Origin of the sequence: Brevibacterium sanguinis, from assembly GCF_039528855.1 — a bacterium.
Classification (GTDB): domain Bacteria; phylum Actinomycetota; class Actinomycetes; order Actinomycetales; family Brevibacteriaceae; genus Brevibacterium; species Brevibacterium sanguinis.
Genome location: NZ_BAAAMB010000015.1, coordinates 42,104 through 64,878, shown reverse-complemented (window position 1 = coordinate 64,878; position 22,775 = coordinate 42,104). Strand labels below are relative to the sequence as shown.

General features: G+C 65.5%; 20 protein-coding genes and 2 tRNA genes. 11 read left to right on the top strand and 11 right to left on the bottom strand.

The window, feature by feature from the left end; all coding sequences use genetic code 11:
* Positions 1-7: 7 nt before the first annotated feature.
* Together ABD154_RS15830 and aceE are read right to left on the bottom strand one after the other, a co-directional pair.
* Entirely contained in the window at positions 8-1,207 is a 1,200-nt protein-coding gene (locus ABD154_RS15830) for a PucR family transcriptional regulator (RefSeq protein ID WP_198498697.1), read from the bottom strand.
* 141 nt (positions 1,208-1,348) lie between these two features.
* Positions 1,349-4,144, bottom strand: coding sequence for a pyruvate dehydrogenase (acetyl-transferring), homodimeric type (gene aceE / locus ABD154_RS15825; protein WP_232623588.1), 2,796 nt, complete (start codon positions 4,142-4,144; stop codon positions 1,349-1,351).
* 214 nt (positions 4,145-4,358) lie between these two features.
* Here aceE and ABD154_RS15820 point away from each other — a divergent pair, with 214 nt between their 5' ends.
* The 3 genes from ABD154_RS15820 to ABD154_RS15810 all read left to right on the top strand — a co-directional run bounded on the left by ABD154_RS15820 (position 4,359) and on the right by ABD154_RS15810 (position 5,758).
* On the top strand, positions 4,359-4,802 hold the full coding sequence (locus ABD154_RS15820; protein WP_232623589.1) for a DUF3052 domain-containing protein: 444 nt from the start codon (positions 4,359-4,361) through the stop codon (positions 4,800-4,802).
* A gap of 13 nt (positions 4,803-4,815) precedes the next feature.
* Positions 4,816-5,283 (top strand): redoxin domain-containing protein, encoded by a 468-nt coding sequence (locus ABD154_RS15815; protein ID WP_198498699.1) that lies wholly within the window; start codon positions 4,816-4,818, stop codon positions 5,281-5,283.
* Between the two features lie 70 nt (positions 5,284-5,353).
* Positions 5,354-5,758 carry an HIT family protein gene (locus ABD154_RS15810; protein ID WP_198498700.1) on the top strand — a complete coding sequence of 135 codons (405 nt, stop codon included), beginning with the start codon at positions 5,354-5,356 and terminating at the stop codon, positions 5,756-5,758.
* Between the two features lie 55 nt (positions 5,759-5,813).
* Here the strand turns inward: ABD154_RS15810 and ABD154_RS15805 are convergent, their stop codons facing one another.
* Both ABD154_RS15805 and ABD154_RS15800 read right to left on the bottom strand, forming a co-directional pair.
* Entirely contained in the window at positions 5,814-6,569 is a 756-nt protein-coding gene (locus ABD154_RS15805) for a MerR family transcriptional regulator (protein ID WP_198498701.1), read from the bottom strand.
* 138 nt (positions 6,570-6,707) lie between these two features.
* Entirely contained in the window at positions 6,708-7,907 is a 1,200-nt protein-coding gene (locus ABD154_RS15800) for a trans-sulfuration enzyme family protein (RefSeq protein WP_198498702.1), read from the bottom strand.
* A 287-nt stretch (positions 7,908-8,194) separates the two neighbouring features.
* Between ABD154_RS15800 and mhpA the strand changes: the two genes are divergently transcribed.
* From mhpA to ABD154_RS15785, 3 genes are all read left to right on the top strand, one after another.
* Positions 8,195-9,817 carry a bifunctional 3-(3-hydroxy-phenyl)propionate/3-hydroxycinnamic acid hydroxylase MhpA gene (gene mhpA, locus ABD154_RS15795; RefSeq protein ID WP_198498703.1) on the top strand — a complete coding sequence of 541 codons (1,623 nt, stop codon included), beginning with the start codon at positions 8,195-8,197 and terminating at the stop codon, positions 9,815-9,817.
* A 111-nt stretch (positions 9,818-9,928) separates the two neighbouring features.
* Positions 9,929-10,402 carry an Lrp/AsnC family transcriptional regulator gene (locus ABD154_RS15790; protein ID WP_198498704.1) on the top strand — a complete coding sequence of 158 codons (474 nt, stop codon included), beginning with the start codon at positions 9,929-9,931 and terminating at the stop codon, positions 10,400-10,402.
* A gap of 49 nt (positions 10,403-10,451) precedes the next feature.
* A complete protein-coding gene (locus tag ABD154_RS15785) occupies positions 10,452-10,880 on the top strand; it encodes a DUF1801 domain-containing protein (RefSeq protein WP_198498705.1) in 429 nt (142 codons plus the stop codon).
* A 26-nt stretch (positions 10,881-10,906) separates the two neighbouring features.
* Here the strand turns inward: ABD154_RS15785 and ABD154_RS15780 are convergent, their stop codons facing one another.
* Both ABD154_RS15780 and ABD154_RS15775 read right to left on the bottom strand, forming a co-directional pair.
* Positions 10,907-11,272 (bottom strand): cupin domain-containing protein, encoded by a 366-nt coding sequence (locus tag ABD154_RS15780; protein ID WP_198498706.1) that lies wholly within the window; start codon positions 11,270-11,272, stop codon positions 10,907-10,909.
* A 63-nt stretch (positions 11,273-11,335) separates the two neighbouring features.
* Positions 11,336-11,412 (bottom strand) — tRNA-Pro (locus tag ABD154_RS15775).
* 110 nt (positions 11,413-11,522) lie between these two features.
* Here ABD154_RS15775 and ABD154_RS15770 point away from each other — a divergent pair.
* Together ABD154_RS15770 and ABD154_RS15765 are read left to right on the top strand one after the other, a co-directional pair.
* Positions 11,523-11,984 carry a TetR family transcriptional regulator gene (locus tag ABD154_RS15770; RefSeq protein WP_232623591.1) on the top strand — a complete coding sequence of 154 codons (462 nt, stop codon included), beginning with the start codon at positions 11,523-11,525 and terminating at the stop codon, positions 11,982-11,984.
* Positions 11,985-12,060: 76 nt separating this feature from the next.
* A tRNA-Val gene (locus ABD154_RS15765) sits at positions 12,061-12,134 on the top strand.
* Here ABD154_RS15765 and ABD154_RS18000 read toward each other — a convergent pair.
* Positions 12,094-12,780, bottom strand: coding sequence for a TetR/AcrR family transcriptional regulator (locus ABD154_RS18000; RefSeq protein WP_376872352.1), 687 nt, complete (start codon positions 12,778-12,780; stop codon positions 12,094-12,096). The two genes, ABD154_RS15765 and ABD154_RS18000, sit on opposite strands and share 41 nt — an antisense overlap.
* Before the next feature lie 152 nt (positions 12,781-12,932).
* Here ABD154_RS18000 and ABD154_RS15760 point away from each other — a divergent pair, with 152 nt between their 5' ends.
* Positions 12,933-14,591: an amidohydrolase gene (locus tag ABD154_RS15760; protein ID WP_198498708.1), complete on the top strand. Its 1,659-nt coding sequence runs from the start codon at positions 12,933-12,935 to the stop codon at positions 14,589-14,591.
* Between the two features lie 140 nt (positions 14,592-14,731).
* Here the strand turns inward: ABD154_RS15760 and ABD154_RS15755 are convergent, their stop codons facing one another.
* The 4 genes from ABD154_RS15755 to ABD154_RS15740 all read right to left on the bottom strand — a co-directional run bounded on the left by ABD154_RS15755 (position 14,732) and on the right by ABD154_RS15740 (position 20,732).
* Complete coding sequence (locus ABD154_RS15755) at positions 14,732-16,156, bottom strand: cytosine permease (RefSeq protein ID WP_198498709.1); 1,425 nt, start codon at positions 16,154-16,156, stop codon at positions 14,732-14,734.
* 300 nt (positions 16,157-16,456) lie between these two features.
* Positions 16,457-17,800 carry an APC family permease gene (locus ABD154_RS15750; protein WP_198498710.1) on the bottom strand — a complete coding sequence of 448 codons (1,344 nt, stop codon included), beginning with the start codon at positions 17,798-17,800 and terminating at the stop codon, positions 16,457-16,459.
* On the bottom strand, positions 17,797-19,278 hold the full coding sequence (locus ABD154_RS15745; RefSeq protein WP_198498711.1) for an amidase: 1,482 nt from the start codon (positions 19,276-19,278) through the stop codon (positions 17,797-17,799). The genes ABD154_RS15750 and ABD154_RS15745 overlap by 4 nt, the downstream gene beginning before the upstream one ends.
* Positions 19,279-19,340: 62 nt before the next feature.
* Complete coding sequence (locus ABD154_RS15740; protein ID WP_198498712.1) at positions 19,341-20,732, bottom strand: flavin monoamine oxidase family protein; 1,392 nt, start codon at positions 20,730-20,732, stop codon at positions 19,341-19,343.
* A gap of 242 nt (positions 20,733-20,974) precedes the next feature.
* Between ABD154_RS15740 and ABD154_RS15735 the strand changes: the two genes are divergently transcribed.
* Entirely contained in the window at positions 20,975-21,442 is a 468-nt protein-coding gene (locus tag ABD154_RS15735; protein ID WP_198498713.1) for an ion channel, read from the top strand.
* Positions 21,439-22,677: a chloride channel protein gene (locus tag ABD154_RS15730; RefSeq protein ID WP_198498714.1), complete on the top strand. Its 1,239-nt coding sequence runs from the start codon at positions 21,439-21,441 to the stop codon at positions 22,675-22,677. The genes ABD154_RS15735 and ABD154_RS15730 overlap by 4 nt, the downstream gene beginning before the upstream one ends.
* Positions 22,678-22,775 lie beyond the last annotated feature (98 nt).

Genomic DNA, 22,775 nt, shown 5'->3' with positions numbered 1-22,775 from the left:
TCGGGCGTCATTGCGTTTTGTCGCCTTGCGACAATAGCCCGGCATCTGACAGTCGTCCGTACACCAATGCGATGTGGATGACGAACGCGTCCCGGGAGACCGTGGGATCGAGCCCGATCGCCTCGGTGATCTTCCGCAGCCGGTACCGGACGGTGTTGGGGTGGACGGACAGGGCCTTCGCGGTGGCTTCGAGGGAGGAGCCGAACTCGACGTAGGCGCTCACGGTCTTGAGCAGCTGGCCGGTGCCCGAGGTCAGCGGCTCGTAGTAGCGGGCGATGAGCTCGCCCAGGGCCACGGCATCGCCGGCCAGAGCCCGTTCGGGCAGGAGCTCGTCGGCCTTGACCGGGCGCGGGGAGTCGGGACGGGCGGTGGCGGCCTTGAGCGCCATGATCGCCGCCTTCGCCGAGGTGGCCGCCTCGGCGAGCGTCGGCACGCTGGGACCGACGATGACCTCGGAGGGGCCGAAGCAGTCCGAGAGGTCCTCGACCGCGGTGTCGAGGTCGCTGACTCCGCCGAGGACGATGAGGAGACGGTTGTCGTGGATGCCGACGAGGGCGTCCTCGGCCCATTTCCGGGCCTTGCGGCGGATGACCTCGATGCCCTTCTTCGCCGACCGCTGCGGGGCGCGGCCGACGAGGACGGTGACCGGTTCCTCGGACTGCCACCCGAAGGCGGCGGTGCGGCTGGCGAGTTCGTCGACGGAGTCCCCGCGCACGAGGGCGTCGACGACCATCGCCTCGAGGCGGGCGTCCCAGCTGCCGCGGGCCTCCGCAGCCCGGGCGTAGACGTCGGCCGCGGCGAACGCGATCTCGCGGGAGTAGATGAGCACGGCTTCGCGCAGCGCCGGCTGCTCGGCGGTGCGGGCGATGTCGGGCACGCGCTCCTCGACGACTTCGACGACGACCTTGAGCAGCTGGAGGGTCTGCTGGAGGCTGATGGCGCGGATGAGGTCGCGGGGAGCGGACTTGAAGATCTCGCTGACGACCCGCAGATCGGTGTCGGGCTGGCGGTACCAGTCGATGAACGAGCTGATGCCCGACTGGGCGAGGAGCCCGACCCAGGAGCGATCCGATGGTGACATCGAGCGGTACCAGGGCAGCCGGGTGTCGAGTCGCTGCAGGGTCACGGTGGAGAGGACGCCGACGCCTGCGCGCAGACGTCGACCCGTCTCCGCTCGCCGACGGAGAGTCTCAGTGTCGGAGGTCATGGACTCCAGCTTAAAGGCCTTGAGACAAAACGCTTGTGCGAAACGCACAAAAATCTGTCATCGGGGACAGAAATGGCCGGAGTCCTGTCGACTCCGGCCATCTCCGTCACTCAGCGTGTGCGGCTGCTCACCTGTTCAGGCTCACGCACCGGCACCCTCGGTCGAACCGGAGGCGCCCGCCCGCGGATCATCGAGCTGGTACTTCTTCGCCGCCTCGGCGGCCTTGTCGATCGGGATCACCCCGGTGTCGGCAAGCGAGATGAGCGCCTGGGTCGCCATCGAGGGACCGTCGACGAGGTAGTACCGGCGCGCCGCGGGACGGGTGTCCGAGATCGCGTAGCCGTCGGTGCCCAGCGACGTGAAGTGGTTGGGCACGTACTGCCGGATCTGGTCGGGCACGGCCCGCATGAAGTCCGAGGTCGCGATGACCGGACCCGAGGCGTCGAGGAGCTTCTCGGTGACGAACGGGATCCGCGGCTCGGCCTCGGGGTCGAGCAGACGCGCATCGTCGGCGGCGAGGCCGTCGCGGCGCAGCTCGGTCCACGAGGTCACCGACCACACGTCGGCGGACACGCCCCAGTCCTTCTCGAGGAGCTCCTGGGCCTCCAGCGCCCACGGCACACCGACGCCCGAGGCCATGAGCTGAACCTTCGGACCCCCGTTGTCGGGACCCTTCTTGAGCAGGTACATGCCCCGCAGCAGGCCGTCGACGTCGAGGTCCTCGGGTTCGGCCGGCTGGACCATCGGCTCGTTGTACATCGTCAGGTAGTAGAGGACGTTCGGATCACGGCCGTCATCGGGCCCGTACATCCGGTTGAGTCCGTCCTTGACGATGTGGGAGATCTCGTAGACGTAGGCCGGGTCGTAGGAGATCACCGACGGGTACGTCGAGGAGAGCAGGTGCGAGTGGCCGTCACCGTGCTGGAGTCCCTCGGCCACGAGCGTCGTGCGTCCGGCGGTGGCGCCGAGGACGAAGCCGCGGGCCATCTGGTCGCCGGCGGCCCAGAAGAAGTCACCGGTGCGCTGGAACCCGAACATCGAGTAGAAGATGTAGAACGGGATCATCGGCTCGCCGTGCGTGGCGTACGAGGTGCCGACCGCGGTCAGGGCCGCCGTCGCGCCGGCCTCGTTGATGCCGACGTGGAGGAGCTGTCCGTCCATCGCCTCCTTGTAGGCGAGGAACAGGTCCCGGTCGACGGAGATGTAGTTCTGTCCGTGCGGGTTGTAGATCTTCGCCGTCGGGAAGAACGAGTCCATGCCGAAGGTGCGGGCCTCATCGGGGATGATCGGCACGATGCGCTTGCCGAACTCCTTGTCGCGCATGAGGTCCTTGAGGACGCGGACGAAGCCCATGGTCGTCGCAATCGTCTGCTTGCCCGAGCCGCGGCGTCCGGCCTCGTAGGCCTTGTCGCCGGGCAGGGCGAGGTCGACGTACGTGCTGCGCCGTTCGGGGGAGTACCCGCCGAGGTCGGCGCGCCGCTGCTGGAGGTACTTGATCTCCGGGGCGTCGGGTCCCGGGTGGTAGTACGGAGGCAGCTTCGGGTTCTCCTCGAGCTCCTTGTCGGAGATCGGGATCTGGAAGTGATCGCGGGCGAGCTTGAGGTCGTCGATCGTCATCTTCTTCATCTGGTGCGTCGCGTTGCGCGCCTCGAAGTGCGGACCGAGCGAGTAGCCCTTGACGGTCTTGACGAGGATGACGGTGGGCTGACCGGTGTGCTCGAACGCGGCCTTGTAGGCGGCGTAGACCTTGCGGTAGTCGTGGCCGCCGCGCTTGAGCTGCCAGATCTGCTCGTCGGAGTAGTTCTCGACCATCGCCTTCGTCCGCGGATCGCGGCCGAAGAAGTTGTCGCGCACGAACCCGCCGGACTCGCCCTTGTAGGTCTGGTAGTCACCGTCGGGGGTCTCGTTCATGAGGTTGACGAGGGCGCCGTCGCGGTCCTTGGCCAGCAGCGCATCCCACTCGCGGCCCCAGACGACCTTGATGACGTTCCAGCCGGCCCCGCGGAAGTACGCTTCGAGCTCCTGGATGATCTTGCCGTTGCCGCGCACCGGTCCGTCGAGTCGCTGCAGGTTGCAGTTGATGACGAAGTTGAGGTTGTCGAGCTCCTCGTAGGCGGCGACGTGGAGCATGCCGCGGCTCTCGGGCTCGTCGAGCTCACCGTCGCCGAGGAACGCCCACGTCTGCTGCTGCGAGGTGTCCTTGATCCCCCGGTTGTGGAGGTACTTGTCGAACTGGGCCTGGGCGATCGCGTTCATCGGGCCGAGGCCCATCGAGACCGTCGGGTGCTCCCAGAAGTCCTCGAGCTGGCGCGGGTGAGGGTAGGACGGGAGGCCGGCGGGCTTGCCGTCGATGAGGTGGGACTGCTGCTGACGGAATCCGTCGAGCTCCTCCTCGGTCATCCGGCCTTCGAGGAAGGCGCGGGCGTACATGCCGGGGGAGGCGTGTCCCTGATAGAAGATGTGGTCGCCGCCGCCGGGGTGGTCCTTGCCGCGGAAGAAGTGGTTGAGACCGACTTCGTAGAGAGTCGCCGAGGAGGCGTAGGTGGAGATGTGGCCGCCGACCTCGATGCCGGGGCGTTGGGCGCGGTGGACGAGCATCGCGGCATTCCAGCGGTTCCACCGGCGGTAGCGGCGTTCGACCTCTTCGTCACCGGGGAACCAGGGTTCGTTCTCAGGTCCGATCGTGTTGACGTAGTCGGTGGCGGTGAGGCTGGGCACGCCGATCTGCTTCTGACGCGAGCGCTCGAGCATCCGCAGCATGACGTAGCGTGCGCGCGAGCGCCCGCCTTCATCGATGAGGGAGTCGAGAGAGGCCAACCACTCCTCTGTCTCCTCTGGATCGATGTCAGGCACCTGGCTTGGCAGCCCGTTGAGTATCGGTCCGCCCTGATTGCGATTGTCCACAGTGTGGTCCTCTCTTCCCTCCGCGACCTGCATTGGTGGCGAAGTCGCGTTCTGCCGATGGAATGCGGTTCGGGTGATGACACAGAGCCCAGGGTCCACCGGATTCGATTCCAGCCTAGTACGCGGCGGCCGTCTTCGCTCTGCCGTCTCCTGTGATCTGGATGACGACGACGGAATCCGCAGAACGGCCGGGAGAACGGGCGCGCCGACATTTGCCCCCGTCTGCAAATGGCGGAACAATGTGAGTATGAGCAACTCCGCTTCTGAAAGGACCTCTTCCACGTCGACCCTGCCGACCGAACTGGGACACAATCTCGGATTGGCAGCGGGGGACTATGTGCAAGAAATCGGCTACGACGACGACGTCGACCTTGATCTGTGCCAGGCGATCGAGACCATCATCGGAGAGAAGATCGCCGACGGCGACGTCGATGACGTGTTCGACGTCATCCTCATGTGGTGGAGGTCCGATGACGACGACCTCATCGACGGGCTCGTCGACGCTCAGGTCACCCTCAAGGACGGAGGGGTCGTGTGGCTGCTCACTCCCAAGGCCAACCGACCCGGCCACATCACCCCGGCAGAGATCTCCGAAGCGGCGCCGACCGCCGGCATGCACGTCACCTCGACCGTGTCCGCGGCCGAGGACTGGGCAGGCTTCCGCCTCGTCGGCAAGAAGAACTACTCGTGAGCGCGGGCCGTCCATGATTCCCGGGCCCGGTGACCGGGCTCCCGACTTCTCCGTGACCGATCAGTTCGGCCGGACCATCACCCTCGCCGAGGCGACCGGCAGCTCCGTGGTCATCCTCGCGTTCCTGCCCTATGCGTTCTCCCCGGTGTGCGGCGACGAGATCCGGGCCCTGCAGGACGTCCAGGACGACGCCGATGCGGCAGGCGATGACCTCACCGTCATCGCGATCACCGCGGATGCGAAGTACACGCTGGCGGCGTGGGGCGTCGAACGCGGCGTGAATCTCTCGATCGGCTCGGACTTCTGGCCCCACGGTGCCGTGGCGCGCGCCTACGGCGTCTTCGACGAGGACCACGGGGTCGCCGAGCGCGGTGTGTTCGTCATCACGAAAGCCGGTACGATCGAAAGCGGCCGCCAGGTCGCACGCACCGAGACCCGGGACTTCGCGATCGAGGCCCGCATCGCCGCCGGCATCGCCTGACCCACCGGCAGCCCGGCGACCGCATCACACCGGGCCGCGCAGCAGCGGCCCTCGACCGAGGAGGACCGCCATGGCCACGATCTTCACGAAGATCATCAACGGAGAGATCCCCGGAGCATTCGTCTACGAGGACGACCGGTGCGTCGCGTTCCTCGACGTCTCCCCGCTCACCGAGGGACATGCGATGGTCGTCCCGCGCGAGGAGATCTCCGCGTGGACGGACCTCGACGACGACCTCCTCGATCACCTCATGAATGTCGCGAAGCGGATCGGCCGTGCTCAGGAGGCCGCGTTCGAGTGCGAGCGGATCGGGATGATGATCGTCGGCTACGAGGTGCCCCACGTCCACATCCATGTGTGGCCGACGACGTCGATGGCCGATTTCGACATCTCCGACCGGGCCCCGATGCAGGGCGCGCAGACGCTGGAAGGGCCCGCCGAGAAGATTCGGCAGGCCCTGTCCCAGCAGTCCTGAGCGTTGCGGGCGCTGAGCTCTTTCGGAGCTCAGCGCACTCAGCACGCGGTGAGCGTCAGTTCGCGTCGAGGTAGGACACGAGCGCGGCGCGGACGAACTCCGCACCCTGCTCACCGCCGTAGTTCGCGGCGAACCGCGGATCGGCGACGTACATCTCCGCGAGTCCCCGCACGTAGCCGTCGGTGTCGCCGGCGGGGTCGGCGGCCGGGGTTCCCGGCACCGAGGTCAGCCACTCGATGTGACGGCGGGACAGATCCCGCGCTTCGGACGAATCGGGGTCAACCCCCGCCTCGGCGGCAGTTGCCCAGTCCGCGGCCAGTCTGCGGGCATCGTCCTGCCAGGACCGGCGCTCGTCGTCGTTCATTCCCGTCCACCATTTCTCCGAGGTCTCGTAGGCGGCATCGCCCCAGCGCTGCCGCACCTCGTCTTCGTGCTCTCGATGGTCGAAGCCATCGAACATCTCTTCCGCCATGAGCGGTTCACCTGCTTTCAGTCGTGTCATCGTCGCGGTGACGGCGGCGATCTGCCGCTCCAGGCGCGCTCGCTCGCGTCCGAGCTCGCGCACATGGTCCTCGAGGGCCGTGATCGGATCCGCGGTGGTCTCGAGCACCTCCGCGATCCGACCCAGCGGCAGGCCCAGCTCCCGCAGGAGGAGAATCCTCTGCAGGCGGACGAGGGCGTCCTCGTCGTAGTGTCGGCTGCCACCGGCGGCCCTCGACGACGGAGACAGCAGGCCGATCGCGTCGTAGTGACGCAGAGTCCGGCTCGTCGTGCCCGTCAGTCGCGCTGTTTCCTGTATGGACCAGTCCATGGAAACCAGCGTAGAAGTTGACGTCGCGTCAATGTCAACACCCATTGACGCGCGACAGCGGCGTTTGAGGTCACAGAACCGAGGGAGAGGAGCGATTTCGGCTCCAGCACCTCAGGTCTGTGACCACAAACGGCCTGCTCACGCGGCCGCGCGGACGGCGTCGAGGGCGGTGAAGAGGTCCTCGGCGAGGTCGTCGACGTGTTCGAGGCCGACGGAGAGGCGCACGAGCCCGTCACCCGGCTTCGCCTCGGAGGCGACGGGACGGTGGGTCAGCGACGCAGGGTGTTGGATGAGGGTGTCGGCGCCGCCGAGGGAGACGGCGTGGACGACGAGGCGGCAGTTCTCGACGAAGGTGCGGGCCGCCTCGAAGCCGCCGGCGATGTCGAGGGCGATCATCGCGCCGGGCCCGGCCATCTGGCGGCCGAGCAGACCGTGCGGATCCTGGCCCTCGAGCCCGGGGTAGTGGACCGCGGCGATCGCCGGATGGGCGCTGAGGCGCTCGGCCAGCTGCGTCGCAGTGGCCTGAGCCGCGCGCATCCGCACCCCGAGCGTGCGCAGTCCGCGATGGAGGAGGTAGGCGCCCATCGGGTGGAGCAGGGCACCGGTGATCGCGCGGACCTGACGCAGCCGGGTCGCCCACGCGGAGTTCGTCGCGATGATCCCGCCCATCGCATCGCCGTGCCCGCCGATGTACTTCGTCGCACTGTGGAGGACGAGGACGGCGCCGTGCCGGATCGGGCGCTGGAGGACGGGTGTGGAGAAGGTGTTGTCGACGAGGACGGGAACATCGCCCGCCGCCGCGACGACGGCATCGAGGTCGACGAGGTCGAGGCTCGGGTTCGCCGGGGTCTCGACGATGACGAGTCCGGTGTCGTCCCGCACCGCCGAGGCGATCCCCTCCGGCGTCGTCCACGTCACCGTGGTGCCGAGCAGGCCGGAGTCGAGCAGATGGTCGCTGCCGCCGTAGAGCGGACGGACCGCGACGATGTGCGGGGTGCCGGCGCTGACCGCGGCGAGCAGCGCCGCCGTCAGGGCCGCCATGCCGGTGGCGAAGGCAACGGCCTCCTCGGCGTGTTCGAGGTCGGCGAGGGCGTCTTCGAAGCGGGCGACGCCGGGCTGCCACAGGCGCTGGTAGACGGCGGAATCGCTCTCGCGCAGGGGATGGCCGGTGGCGAGCCATTCGTACGATTCGCCGCCGGTGTCGATGTCGCCGACCGGGTTCGTCGTCGAGAGATCGATCGCGGGGACGTGGACGCCCGCCTCGGTGAGGCCGTCCATGCCGCCGTGGACCATGCGGGTTTCGGGGTGAAGGGGTGATTCGGGGTGGAGAGAGGTCATGGCGGAATTCAATCGGGTTTCTCTCAACGACTGCAAGGAATCATCAAGAATCTTCTGCATTCGACCCTGTTCCGGCAGGATCCTTGACGAAGTCGCCGGTGACGTGACGCGCACCGCAGATTCTGCCGCCGGTGCTCCGCGCCGTCGAGCACCGACGCGGTGCGGCTGAGAGGAGTCTCCATAAGGTCGTCGAGTCTTGACCGGGCCGGCTCTTGTCCCTAAGCTCATTGAACATAATCATTATGTTTAATATCACATGATGACCCAACTCAAGGAGGAGTTGCCCCATGGTTGATGTCGATGTCATTCAGGTCGGATTCGGTCCCGTCGGACAGGTGCACGCGGCGCTGTTGGGGGCCAAGGGCCACACGGTCGCTGCCTTCGACAAGTGGCCCGGCACCTACCCGCTGCCGCGCGCCGGACATCTCGATCATGAGATCATGCGGATCCTCCAGGGCATCGGCGCGACGGACGCGTTCCGCCTGCAGGCCATTCCGATTCCCGACTACGACTGGGTGAATGCGGCGGGGGAGCTGCTCCTGCGGATCGATTGGAATGCGCCGACGCCCTCGGGATGGAAGTCGGACTACCTCTTCTATCAGCCGGAGCTCGAGGAGGCCGTGCTCGACGCGGTCGGCAGGCATCCCAGTGTCACGGTCGAGCTCGGGTGGGAGGCGACCGAGGTGGCCAATCACCCCGACCATGTCGAGGTGCGCCTGCGCGAAGTCGAGAAGACCGAGGCGGGACTGACCCCCACCGGCAAGGAGAAGACGGTGACAGCGCGGTACCTCATCGGGGCCGACGGCGCGAACTCCCTCGTCCGCCGGCAGGTGGGCATCGAATGGGAGGACCTCGGCTTCGAGGAGGACTGGCTCGTCACCGACATCGAACCCCACGATCGCGACATGGTCATCGACATGCCCGACGCCGGTCAGATCTGCGACCCGGAGCGCCCGGTGTCCCTCTTCCGTTGGCTCGGTCGGCACACCGCGCGGTGGGAGTTCATGCTGCTCGACGGTGAGAGTGCCGAGGAGATGGCGACGGAGGAGAGGATCTGGTCCCTGTTGTCGCGGTGGGGGCTGAGTGCGGACAACGCGACGATCGTGCGGAAGAAGGTCTACGGCTTCCGCTCGCTCATCGCCTCGACGTTCCGCCGGGATCGCACGCTGCTCATCGGCGATTCCGCTCATCTCATGCCGCCGTTCATGGGGCAGGGGCTGTCCTCGGGCCTCCGCGACGCCGTCAATCTCGCGTGGAAGCTCGACCTCGTGCTCTCCGGGAGCGCGGCCGAGGGTCTCCTCGACGCGTACACCGTCGAACGGCGCCCTCATGCCCGGGCCTACATCGAGGCCTCGATGGCGCTCGGTCGGGTGGTCTGCATGAAGGATCCTGAGGAGGTCGCGGCCCGTGATGCCGCGTTCCTCGCCGGAGACGTCCCGCCGCCGGTCCTGCCGTGGCTCTACGAGGGCGTCCTCGACGGCGGTGAGAGCACCGAGGTGGTCGGACGCCTCGGTCTCCAGGCCAGGGTGGAGGCACGGGGCCGGGACGGTCTGGCCGACGACGTCATCGGCACGGGGTGGACGCTGCTGTCCTCCCGGGGTGACTATCTCGACGACCTGACCGCGGAGCAGAGGGCGATCATCGATGCCCTGGGCATGGTCCACGCGCATGTCAGCCGGGCCGAGCTCGATTCGGAGCACAGCGTCGTCGACGTCGACGCCGACTACTCGCGCTGGTTCCGCGACATCGGCGCACCGATCGTCGTCGTGCGCCCCGACTACTACGTCTTCGGTCATGCCGCCGACTCCGCGGAGCTCGGCGCGCTCCTCGACCGCCTCGCCGAGCGGGCCTCACTCACCGTGTCCCCGGCAGCGACCGCCGTCCCGGAGAAAGCCGCCGCACAGGGCTGAGCGGCAGCCGTCACCGGGCACAGTGTCCGCGAGGAGCATCGACGGGCTGGGAGCGGGCGCCCCTGAGTGCGTAGACTCTCCGAGACGGATCAGTTGAGGGGAGCGGGCACCGTGTCGCAGAAGATCGAACTCGATGACATCGACCGGCATCTGCTCTCGGCCCTGAGTGAGAATGCTCGTGCCTCGGGGGCAGCTCTGGCCGCCGAGGTCGGGATCTCGGAGTCGACGGTGTCGCTGCGGCTCAAGCGCCTGCGCTCGAGCGGGGTGATCCGCGGCTACAGCGTCGACATCGACACCTCGGCGCTCGGGATTCCGCTCCAGGCGCTCATCTCGATCCGGCTCGCCCAGCACGACCGGGCGCAGATCGATGCCTTCACCGCTGCTGCGCCGAAGTTCCCCGGCGTCGTGCGGATGTATCACATGGCCGGCGCTGACGACTATCTCCTCCACATCGTCGCCCCCGACACCGAGGCGGTCCAGGCCTTCGTCCTCGACTACCTCACCCGCTACCCGGCGGTCGCCCATACGCGGACGAACCTCATCTATCGGGTCGAGGACGGCACGGACTGGCTGCCGGAGAGCTGAGCACGCGACGTGGGCTGACAGGGGCGACCGTCTCGGCGATAATCGATCCATGGCCGAACAGAAGACGAAGCCGACCGACGCCGATGTCCACGCCTTCATCGCTGCCGCGACCCCGGCGAAGCGCCGTGTCGACGGTCAGCGGCTCGAGGAGATCTTCACCGAGGTGACCGGGGTGAAACCGGTGATGTGGGGGCCGTCGATGGTCGGCTACGGCGAGTATCACTACCGGTCACCGGTCAATCCACGCAATCACGGGGTGTGGCCGAAGACCGCGTTCTCCCCGCGGAAGGCACAGCTGTCGCTCTACGGACTCAAGGACCTACCGGGCGGTGCGGCTCTGCTGCCGAAGCTCGGGACGTACACGGAAGGGGCCGGGTGCGTGTATGTGAAGAAGCTCGAAGACATCGACGAGGCGGTCCTCCGGCAGCTCATCGCGATCGCCTTTGCCCGTGAGGACGACCCTGAACCGCAGCGGTGAGGGTTCTGCCCGGCACCCGGTGGCTCTCAGGTCCTTAGCGGTGGCCGTGATCCGATGCTCAGTCCCGGTTTGCGCTGGTGGACGGAGAAGTAGCTGAGGCCGTCGGGGCCGGCGATGAATCGGCGGGTCGAACGGCGGGGGAGCCAGACGATGAGACCGGGGGCGAGGTCGAGGGTGTCAGCGTCCGTCTCGAGGGTTCCCGAACCGGAGAGGACATGGATGAGGACGTCGAGGTCAGGGCCGTTGTGAGCGCGGATCTCGTCATCGGCCGGCAGAGTGATGATGTTCGCGTCGAGATCCCGCTCAGGTGGGGTCAGCCGCCATGCGGAACCGGACACTCGCGGTGGAACCTCGAGTTCGGAGATGTCGGCGACGATCTGGGGAGTGGGCATGGGAACCACTCTAGAACGAAAGAATCTCGGGGCATCGCGCGTGCGATGCCCCGAGATTTCACTTGGTCGGGATAGCGGGATTTGAACCCACGACCTCCTCGTCCCGAACGAGGCGCGCTACCAACCTGCGCCATATCCCGTGACCAGCAACTACTATAGCCAGGGGATCGCGCATTTGAGAAATCGAGCGCGGGGAATGTCGAAAAGTGAAAGGTACGTCTCATTGGCGCTGAGTGCTGAGAGCATCACGATGACCGCACTCGACGTGCTCTCACGCTACGGATTGGGCGATCTGTCGATGCGTCGCCTCGCCCGTGAGCTCGACGTTCAGCCCTCCGCGCTCTACTGGCATGTGAAGAACAAGCAGGACCTCCTCGTGCTCATCGCGAAGAAGATGGGCGCCGAGGTGAACAGCCGCGCCCCGGTCACCGCGGACCCGCTCGTCACCGTTCTTGCGTTGCGCGATGTGCTGCTGCGGTTCCGCGACGGCGCGGAAATCTTCATGCTCGGCTACTCGCTCGCCCCGGACGACGTCACCCCGGTGGGGCTCACCCCGGCACGGCTCGGGGCGACCACCTCGGCGGCGGTGCTGTCGTTCGCCCTCGGTGCGGTTGCGATCGAACAGAACCGCGCCCTCTTCGACGTCGCGGACGCGGGTGCTGGGGAGCGCTTCGCTGAGGTGGTCGCCGGGATCCTGCGGCAACAGGACTGACCCGGGTGGGGCCGACCCCGGCGTCAGCGGTTTCGGCAGCGGGTCGGGGATATGACATACTGAACACGCGCGTTTGGGGCCTATAGCTCAGTTGGCTAGAGCATCTCGTTTACACCGAGAGGGTCGGGGGTTCGAGTCCCTCTGGGCCCACGGCTGACCTGACCAGTTGGCGAGCCCCGCGGAGGTAGATCTCCCGGTGATCCAGGCTGAGGATGTCATCGCGGATCGAGGCTGTCAGTGGATATCGGGCAGGATCGGCAGACAGTGCACCCGAGAACCATGCGCGTCGTTCATTCTTGCTCGCAGGCAGCGGAGCCGAGAGGCTGGCTGCACCGGAAAGCACATATGCGCCGAATGTGGAGTAGTTCTCAGCTAGCGCTTGTCCACTCAACCCGGCTCTGTGGAAGCATTCGAGAATGAGTTCGATACTGTCGAGCTCTCCTGGGCCTTGCGTCGTCAGCGTTGTGGCCGTTGCCGCAATTGACGGGTACTCCTGAAACGTGTCGAGAGTGATCTCAGCGAACTCGACGAGTCGATCTTCCCACCGGTCCAGGTCGACCGTCACCTTCGAGCATGCGAGCTGAAACAGGCGATCAAGAAGCGCGCGCATGAGCACTTCCTTGTTCGGGAAATGCCGGTAAACGGCCGTCGGATCGACGCCGACCTCTTTTCCGAGCGCTCTGTTCGTCACGGTAGTGGTCTCGGGGCGGGCAGCCATGCGCAGTCCGGCGTCGATGAATGCTTCCTTGTCCAGAGTGGGTTTGGCACCAGACTTGGCCGGGGTTCTGCTCGTCATGGGATTCGACTCCGTTCATAGGTCGGCGGCATCAGAACCGCCCGTGAGATCCGAGATCATCGTACAATCATGCACCTCTGTCATCGGCGTTGACACCGACAATGACGCATCAGTATTGTGGCACTGACGCTGGTTTCCGACGAAGGACGGTCATGACCCCCACTGCTGATGTCGTCTTCCATAATGGCGCCGTCTTCACCGGGTCCGGTGCCCCACTTCGCGATCGGGCGGTGGTCGTCACGGACGGCGTAATCCGCGATATCATCCCCAACGCCCGCATGGCGGCGTACGTCGGTGAATCGACCATAGTGGTCGATCTGGAGGGCGGTCTCCTCTCGCCCGGCTTCCAGGACGCACACATCCACCCGGTGCAGGGCGGAGTCGAAATGCTGCAATGCGACCTCACGGACACTCGCAGTGCCGCTGAGGCCATTGACCGCATTGCCTCGTATGCCGACGCGCATCCGGATGAGCCATGGATCGTTGGTGGCGGATGGTCGATGGGTCATTTTCCGGGTGGAGCCCCATCCGCGCTGCTCATCGACGACGTGATCGCTGATCGTCCGGTTGCCCTCAACAGCCGGGATCATCATTCTCTCTGGGTCAATTCTGCGGCGCTGTCCCTGGCCGGGATCGGCCCGGACTCTCCCGACCCCGCTGACGGTGTCATCGAAAGGCTTCCGAATGGTGCACCGACCGGTACTCTCCACGAAGGCGCACTCCGACTCGTCGAGGCGCATCTTCCGGCCGTGTCCGCAGAAAAGCTCACCGCGGGCCTGCTCGCGGCACAGACTCGGCTCATCGCGCTTGGCATCACCGGCTGGCAAGACGCCCTCATCGGCGATTACGCGGGCTTTCCCGATACCCGGGTCGCTTATGAGCGTGCAATTGCCGATGGCACACTTCGAGTCCGGGTGCGTGGTGCCCAATGGTGGCAACGTGACCGAGGGCTCGAGCAGCTCGACAACCTCATCCGCGGTCGCGCCGATGCCGCTGCGCTTGGTCGCGCTGACCGTTACAGTCTCGGCACCGTGAAGATCATGGTCGATGGCATTGCGGAGAACTTCACGGCGGCGATGCGCGAACCGTACCGCGATGCCTGCGGCAGAGATACGCACAATCGCGGCAAGAGCTTCATCTCATCAGAGAGACTGGCGGAGTACGCTATCGCTCTCGACCGGGCCGGTTTCCAGATCCACTTCCATGCACTCGGGGATCGAGCTGTGCATGACGCACTCAACGCCCTCGCGGCTGCGCGGACGGTCAACGGGCCGACAGACCTGCGCCATCATCTTGCGCATCTTCAGGTCGTCGCCCCTGGTGACGTCTCACGCTTCGCTGGGCTCGGCGCTGTCGCAAACATCCAAGCTCTGTGGGCCTGCCATGGGGATCAGATCGACAAACTCACGCTTCCGTACATGCCTGAGAGCGCGCAGAAGAGGCAGTATCCCTTCGGGGATCTCGTCAGGAGCGAAACGCCGCTCGCCGCCGGCAGTGACTGGCCGGTCTCGTCAGCTGACCCGATCGCCGCGGCCCATGTCGCTGTGAACCGGGCGGTGCCCGGATCCGATCGTCCGCCCTTGGGTGGAGATGAGCAGCGGCTCGAACTCGCTGACTTCTTCGCTGCCTGCACCTCAGGTGCAGCGCGCGTCAATCACTGGGAGTCCCGGACGGGAACGATCAGGCGAGGATACGACGCCGACCTCATCACAATCAGTCCCAACCCCTTTGACGTCGCTGAGGCTTCCATCGACGAGAGCCGCGTAACCTCGACATGGATCCGCGGTGAACGAGTCTACTCGACCGCCTAGGTTGGCTCTCACGACTATCCGAGTGGTTGAGACGCTCAGCATCTGATCGCGGAGGCGACGGGCATCGCGGCGAAGTCGTTCTGCTCGTCGAATTGCCGGCACCGACCGAATCGGTGCCGGCAATACGATTCATCATGAGTTCAACTGTCGGTGGTGATCCGTCGGCTGGACCATAGCCGCGGAACGAACCGGAGGATGATGAGATAGACGACGCCAGCTGCAATCGCTGCGGGCACTGCCGCGGCGATCACGCCCAGGTCGACGGGCGGAACATAGGTGAATGGATCGAGGAGTGCCAGATACGTTCCCATTCCGACTATGAGTCCCACGATTCCTGCGGGATTGATCCCCGCGAAATACCAGTAGGATCCTGAGCCGTTCACTGAGTAGAGCGCGCGGATATCAAGCTCCTGCCGGCGCACGAGGAAGAAGTCGACGATCTGCATTCCGCAGATCGGGCCGAGCAGGATTCCCGCCAAGGTGATGAATGCGCCGTAGTTCGCCATATAGGCGTCGGCAAAGAACACAGCGATGACCAGCACGGGGAGCATGACAACGGCAACTGCGACCGACCACGGGACCCGGCGGTCGATTGTCGGTATCTGCTTGAGCCCGAGAGCCGCGGAGTAGGCTCCAACCATGATCGTTCCGACGTTGGCCAGGGCGAGGAACGAGAGCGCGACGACGCCGAAGACGGGGCCGCCGATCTCAATGAGATAGCCGGTCGGATCACCGCCAGACTCCGGCACCACCAGGGCTGCGATCAGGCCGATGATGAGGACGAGGGACATCATCACGCCCAGGCCGAGCACGCTGGGCACGATGGCTGCTCGTGTGGTGCGGGCGTTCCTCGTCAGGCCCCCGACATAGGGCCACCACGACAGTCCTCCGGCGATTCCCAGTTCGACGGTGAGCATGAAGTTGCTGCCGTTGTCCGGCAGCGGCGCGAGCGCGCCGGCACTGAGAATGCCGTCAATGCCGAAGCGGATGATGAGCATGATGCCGATCCAAACTGCGAGGATGAGCACGGTGACAGCAACGACCGGTCCCGCCCAGCGCAGTGTGGCTGTGCCTTTTCGAAGAAGCAAGAACACGACAAGAGCGCTGCCGACGGCGACGATCATGGCGGTCGGGCCGATCATCGTCTCCGTCAGCCATCCCATCTCAGCGAGCGCCAGAGCTGAGGCGTCAGCGAGTGCGATCGTCAGTACGGCATTCCACCCGATGAGGATGAGCAGGGTGAGTACGACAGTAAGAACGGAACCGCGCGATCCGAACAGAGGTCTGGTCGAACGCACGGCCTCGACCCCATACCGGCCTGCTGCGGGAAGCGCTGCAAGGAGCACCATGAATACCCCGATCAGCGTGCCTGCTGTGACGGCCAGGGCCCCTTGTGTGGCGCCGAGGTAAGCTGCGACGAAACCTCCGCTGATGAAGCACCACGTCGCCACTGCTGCGGAGGAGGTGTTACCGAAGATCGCCAGCGGTCCCCATGTCTTCTCCGCACGCGTGACGGGAAGGCTGCTTTCGAATTCGCCGGTGAGCGGTCGTGCCTGGACACTCACGATCCCGCTCCCCATCCGATCACGATGAGCACGATGGGGAGCGCCACAGTGAGCATGGCGAGCAGAAGCAGGTCCCCGGGTGAGAATCGTCTATCGAGTCCGTGTGACGATTCAAGTGATCTCAGTCTGTCTTCGAGCTCGGTGTCAGTGGCCATCATTGCCCTCCTGAAATAGTGTGTTCTGTTGTTGGACCCTGCAGGTCAGCGCTTCATCGCGCCGAGACGTCGCTGTGAAAAGAGTGAACGGCCGAGGCTGCGAACCGGGTGATGTGGTGGGCTGTGCGAATACCGGCGCATGGACTCAAGCCTCGTCCGCGCCTGCAAAGTCGAGTCCTGGCGGCGGGCGAGTGAAGCCTCGTGTGAGCACCGCCAAGAACCCGCCCCCGAGGCCCAACCACGCCAATCCGATGAGTATCGCCAACGACCCCAGATTCAACAGCAGGTAAACGTCGACGATGATGCCGAGGACTGGGAGCGCGACGAACCCGATCACAGATCTGCGTTTGAATCCCGGATCCGGGTGTCGCCACCAGAGGGCGATGACGCAGGCATTGGCGACCGCGAACGCCAGGAAAGCCCCGAAATTGATGAGCGACGTCGCGTCGCCCACGGTGAGCAGCTGCCCCGCGAGTCCGATGGCGGCAATGAGGACGAGATTGAATACGGGGGTGCGGAACCGATTGTGGAGTCTGCCGAAGACTCGCTTCGGAAAGACCCCGTCTCGCCCCATGACGAAGAGCAGTCGACTGCCACTAGCCTGGACGGCCAAGCACGAGGCGACTCCGCCCACGAGGAGAGTGGAGTTGATGATTCCGGCGAAGATCGGGCCACCGATGAGAGTGAGGACTTCGTATCCTGCCGTTTCCGGGTCGGCGAAGTCGAGACTCGGATGCGCCCATTGCATGACGAAGGAGGTCGCTACGAAGATCACCCCTCCGGTGAGGACGACGAGCACGATCCCGCGGGGGACTGTCGTCGTGGGGTTCTTCACCTCCTCGCTCAACGTGCTCACTGCGTCGAATCCGAGGAAGGAATAGGCGGCTACCGCCGCTCCAGCAGCGATCGCGGAGATGGTTGCGGATTCCGGCCAGGCAGCAGGTCCGACTGGATTGCCGTTTCCGGAGGCGAATGCGATGCCGAACCCGATAAGAGTGAGGACCCCGCCCATGACGATGAGAAGCAGAACGCGATTGAAGCGGTCTGCCAGTTTGAGGCCGATGATGTTGATGAGGGTGCAGGTTGCGATGATGAGCACACCCCAGATCCACGTCGGCAGGACGGGAAACTGAGCGCCGAAGTAGAGGGCCGTGATCAGCCACGCAACCATTGGAAGAAAGAGATAGTCGAGGAGGATCGTCCATCCGGAAAGGAAGCCGATATGACTGCCGAGAGTGCGGCGAGCATAGGTGTAGACCGATCCGGACGCCGGGTAGGCGCGCGCGAGTTTGCCATAGCTCAGCGCCGTGAGCACCATGGCGCCAGTGGCAAAGACGTACGCCATTGCGGTGGCGCCCTGTGACAGTGTGGCGATCACTCCGAATGTGGCGATGACCACTGAAGGGGCCATGTAGGAAATGCCGAAGACGACGATGCCGACCAGATTGAGCTGGGGGATCAAACTCTTGGCTGTCGTGGTGTGGGTCATTGCCGACCCGCCAAGCTCGTGGTCGCAGTCGACCCCTGGGCATCATCGCGGAACTCCGTTGCAGGCGTGTTTCGCGTGTTAGTCGAACTCAGAGACAGATCCGGCCACCAGTCGTCGGCAGTGGTCAGACCGAGTTCTGCCTCGACGGCTGCTCCGATTCGGAAGACCATGGGATCGTCGAACGTGCGCCCGACGATCTGGACGCCGGTGGGGACTCCGTTGGGGGCGCGACCCGAAGGAACGGCGAGGACGGGCACGCGTCCGACGATGTTGAAAGGCAGGGTCATCAGCTGAGAGAAGACGTCGGCCGAGTCAGTGCATGTCGCATCTGCGGCCATCCCTGTATTTGTGACGGTGGGGCAGACGAGCGCATCGAAAGTCTCGAATAGGTTGCCTAGTGGTCGATAGAAGGTCGATTCCTCCACAAGACCGACGGCGTAGCTCCCCGCTCGCGAAGCGGCGTTGATGAAGGCTCGTGTATAGGGCATGAGACTCTCTGCCGAACTGTCGCGCCCGATCGACTCGATGAAGGGGCCCATGATTCCGCCGAAGTGCTTCCACGCGATGTCGAGGACCCTGCCAGGGGTCCATGGCAGATCGACTTCTTCGACGCTGGCTCCAGCGTTCTCCAGCGCCAGTGCGAACTGCTCTGTGCGCGTGACCACAATGGGGTCCGGATCATAACCGCCGAGGTCGAAGCTCAGTGCGATCCTCACCCCGTTCAAAGTGCCGACATCGCCGGAGACACTGACTCGGGGACGCAGGGACGCGGGGTCGCCAGCCCACGGGCCTGCGATGATGTTCTGCAACAGGGCGACGTCGGCCACGCTGCGACCCATCGGGCCGTCGGCGCAATAGGTGTCGGCGTTGAATGGAGCAAGGCCTGGCACACGTGCGAAGGGCGGTTTGAAGCCGACCACACCGCAGTACGAGGCGGGGATCCGGATCGAACCGCCGATGTCCGAGCCGGTTGCCAATACCGTTGACCCCGAGGCCAGGGCCGCCCCAGAACCTCCCGACGAACCGCCGGGAGTCATTTCCGGATTATGGGGATTTCTCGTGATGCCCCAGAGGCGAGTGTGCGTCACTGGGGCGCAACAGAACTCGGGCGTTGTCGTCCGGCCATGGACAACGGCGCCGGCAGTGATGATGCGATCGACGATGGGGTGGGTCACCTCGGCGACATTGCCCTTCTCAAGTAGTGATCCTTCCTCACTGAGATAGCCCGTGATCGGCTGCTCTTCCTTGAGCATGAGCGGAACACCGTCGAGGGGTCGCGGCGTCTTGTCCTGATAGCGCTTCTCAGATTCCCGTGCGGCTCGGTACGCAGCCTCGAGCATCTGTTCGGTGACTGAGTTGACAAGAGGCTCGGTCTCGCGAGTGCGTGCCACGACGGCATCGAGCAGCTCGACAGGCGAGAGCCGTTGCGTTCGGAACAGCCGGATTGCCTCTGTGGCGGTGATATGGGGGAGGTTCATGGTCGTTCTCCTGCTCGGTGGGTGGGTGAGGATGTCTGCGAGCCCATCTCAGGGATGATCACTCAGGACCGCCTGCGCCGCCGCGATGCCCGAATCCCGCGACGTGTGAACAGTCGACACGTGACGATTCCGGCCCAGTAGAGCCGGGAATCAATCGGTGCGTGCAGGCCGTCGCGTCGGGAGAACGGTCCCGGATACGCGCCACGCGCGAATCGATCTTTTGACCAGTCCTTCGTCACCGAGGCGACCGGTTGCAGATCGGGCACTCCGGTGGAGACGCGAATGCTCTCGAGAGCGAGTGCCATCCGTTCGACTTCGGGCAGGTCGAGCAGCTCCTGCGCCTTTCCGCCGGTCATCCATGACACAACGATCTCCCCGGGGAAGTCAGGCGTGCCAGCGGACGCATTCCACAGACTGGGCGGGTTGACCGAGAACGTCGCCAGCACATCCCAGTCGGGTGCCTGAGAATGCGAAGGGGGGAGAACTGGTCGCTCGAACTCGAAGATTCCTTTGAAGACCGAAAGGTAGCTGATCTCGTCAATAGCGACTCGACGATCCCCCGGCAGCGGCGGATCGAAGACGATGTCGTCGGTTTGGAGCACGCCACCTGGGACGGCGAGAACGACGGCGCGGGCCTTGAATTCTCTACTCCCGGCAACGACGGTGACTCGGCTGCTTCGGTAGTTCACCTGAGCTACCGGGTGATCGAGCAGAAGGGAAATGTCGCGAGAAAGCGGCTCAAGTATCTGGTTGTAGCCGCCGATGACCCGGTAGTCGCCGGATTCGTCCGGTGGGATTGGTCCATTGCGATCCTGGAGGTCGAGTGCTTCGAGCACTGTGTAGTACACCGGGTCGGCGGGGGCGATATCGAACTGCTCGCTGTCGACTTCGAGTGCGGCGACAGTGATCGGATAATTGTCCGCTGAGATGCCGACCCTTTTCAGCCACATCAGCGCCGTTTCACCTGAGCGGGGTGCGGGCAGTCCTTGCGGATATGTGGGTGCACCGAGCGGGAAACGAAACGTGTCGAATGTGTTCGACCGGATCCACGGCGTGTCTGGAGAGAGTCTGCCGGCAATGGCCGCCTGGCGATGCGTCGTCAGCCCAGCGGAGTGGATGAGATCCCAGGTCGAGACGTCTGGGCCGTGAACGAGCTCGGCGCCGCGCTCGACCGGTACGGACATCGATGACGCATCGGTGAAGAGTCGACCGCCGATCCTTGAACGGGCTTCGAGGATGAGCACGAGTTTGCCTGCGTCCGCGAGGTCCCGCGCAGCTCCGAGCCCGGCGGGACCAGCGCCGACAACGATGACGTCCCACATTCGGTTCTCAGATATGTCCGGTTCAGCTGCTGCTGATTCGGGGCGGGAGAGAACTGCAGCGGTCCCGGCGGCACCGAGACCGAGCAGGCCACGGCGGGAGACACGCCTGGTGGACGTGGTTGCTGCAGTCATCGGGTGCACCCTTCACATCGTTGTTGTGTGCGTCACACACACTATGGCGAGTCAGCGTTGCTGTCAACACTGGTGACACAATCGATTACTGCTTCGCTGACGGCGCTTTCGAAGCGCGCGGACGCCTGACAAAGAGAGGAGTGCCTCTGGTCTCCGCATACAATCAAGGCGTGAACGCCCCCTCCTCAGACGGCCGACCCAGCCGACGCCCCAGCAGGCAGCAGCTCATGAGCTCCCCAGGGTTGCGCGCACTCAGTCTCATCGTCGGACCCCTGGCCGTCCTCGCGCTCTACTTCACGGTTCCCCTGGCCAGCTCCGAAATGGGTGCGATCGAACGCCTGCTCGCGACCGCGGCGGCGCTGTCGGTCCTCGCCTTCGCCCTGCTGCGCCTGCGCCGCACGGACACCAATCTGCCGCTCCTCGTCCTCTCCTTCGTCCTCGTCGCGGCGACCTTCTCCGCGGTCTTCTTCGTCGTCGCGACGAACAATCCCGCCGAGTTCGACGGCATCGACACCCGCGTCGACGCCCTCTACTTCACGCTGACGACGATGACGACGACCGGCTACGGTGACATCGTCGCCACCGGTCAGCTCTCGCGCATCCTCGTCTCCGCGGTCTTCGTCTTCGACCTCGTTTTCCTCGGACTCTTCGCCAGTGAACTCTCGCGCATCGTCAGCCGACGGCAGGCCGGTCCGGCGGACCACCCGTGAAGGCGCGCTTCGCCGGCGTCACCCCACGCCTGACGCTGCTGGCCATCGTCTACGGCGGCATCGCAGGACTCGTCGCGGCGCTGACCTTCAGCGGCATGACCGCCCTCCAGAACCTCGTCTGGGGAGCCGGCGGTGAACTCTTCAGTGATGCGACGACCCAGATCCTCGTGACCATCCTCGCCGGTGGTGCCCTGCTCATCCTCATCGACCGAGCCGCCCCGACCGAGGATCTCCAGACTCTGCTCAATCAGTCCGGTGACCCCGACGGACTGCCTCGGCGCGCCGTGCTCACCACGGCCTTCGCCGCGATCGTCGCGGTCGCCTTCGGCGGTGCCATCGGACCCGAAGCCGGCATCGTCGCCGTCGTCGCGCAGCTCTCGACGATCGTCGCCCACCTCATCGGCGAAGACGTCGCCATGCGCCGCACGATCGGCCAGGCCGGCAGCGCCGGCGCCCTCGGTGGCTTCTACGGGTCCCCACCGGGCGCGGCCGCGATCGACGGCGACCAGCTCGGTCCGCAGAAGGTCCTCCAGTTCGGCGCGGCCTTCGCCGGGTTCTTCGTCTTTCTCGCCGTCATGAGGGCGATGCCCGAGGGCAGCGGTGCACGCATCTCCCTGCCACCGGTCGACGTCGCCTACTTCAGCCCGTGGCTGCTCGCCGTCGCCGGCATCGCGGCAGCCGCCGGCCTGGCCTTCCGCGCCCTCCACCATCTGCTCGAGGTCGCAGCGCAGCGCATCCGTCGCACGTGGGCGACGATCGCCATCGGCACGATCCTCTTCGCCGTCCTCGCTGTCCTCGTCCCCCTGGTCCGCTTCTCCGGCCATCATGAACTGCACGACCTCCAGGTGCTCACCGACTCCGGAGCCTGGCCGACGCTGCTCCTCGTCGCAGCAGCGAAGATCGTCGCGCTGTCGCTCTGCCTCGTCAGCGGATGGCGGGGAGGGGAGTTCTTCCCGCTGATCTTCATCGGTTCGGCCATCGGCGCCGCCGCTGCCGTCCTCATCCCGGGTCTCGCCGTCGGAGCGGCCATGGCGACGGGAATGGCGGCAACAACCGCCGTCGGATGGCGTCGCCCTCTGGCCGTCCTCCTCATCCTCGTCCTCCTCGTCGACACCCCGGTCGCATTGCCGCTCGTCGTCGGGGCGGGCATCGCCTACCTCGTCGCCCTCCTCATCCCCGGCAGCGGTGATGCCGCAGACGACAGCGAATCACCGCCTCCCGAGGCCGCGCGCTAGCCACTGTCGCCGGCGATGAGAACGCCCGGCGACGACACGAATCCGGCACATCCACCGGCGCCGCCCTTGACGGGTGACCGCGCACCTTCTAGGTTGAG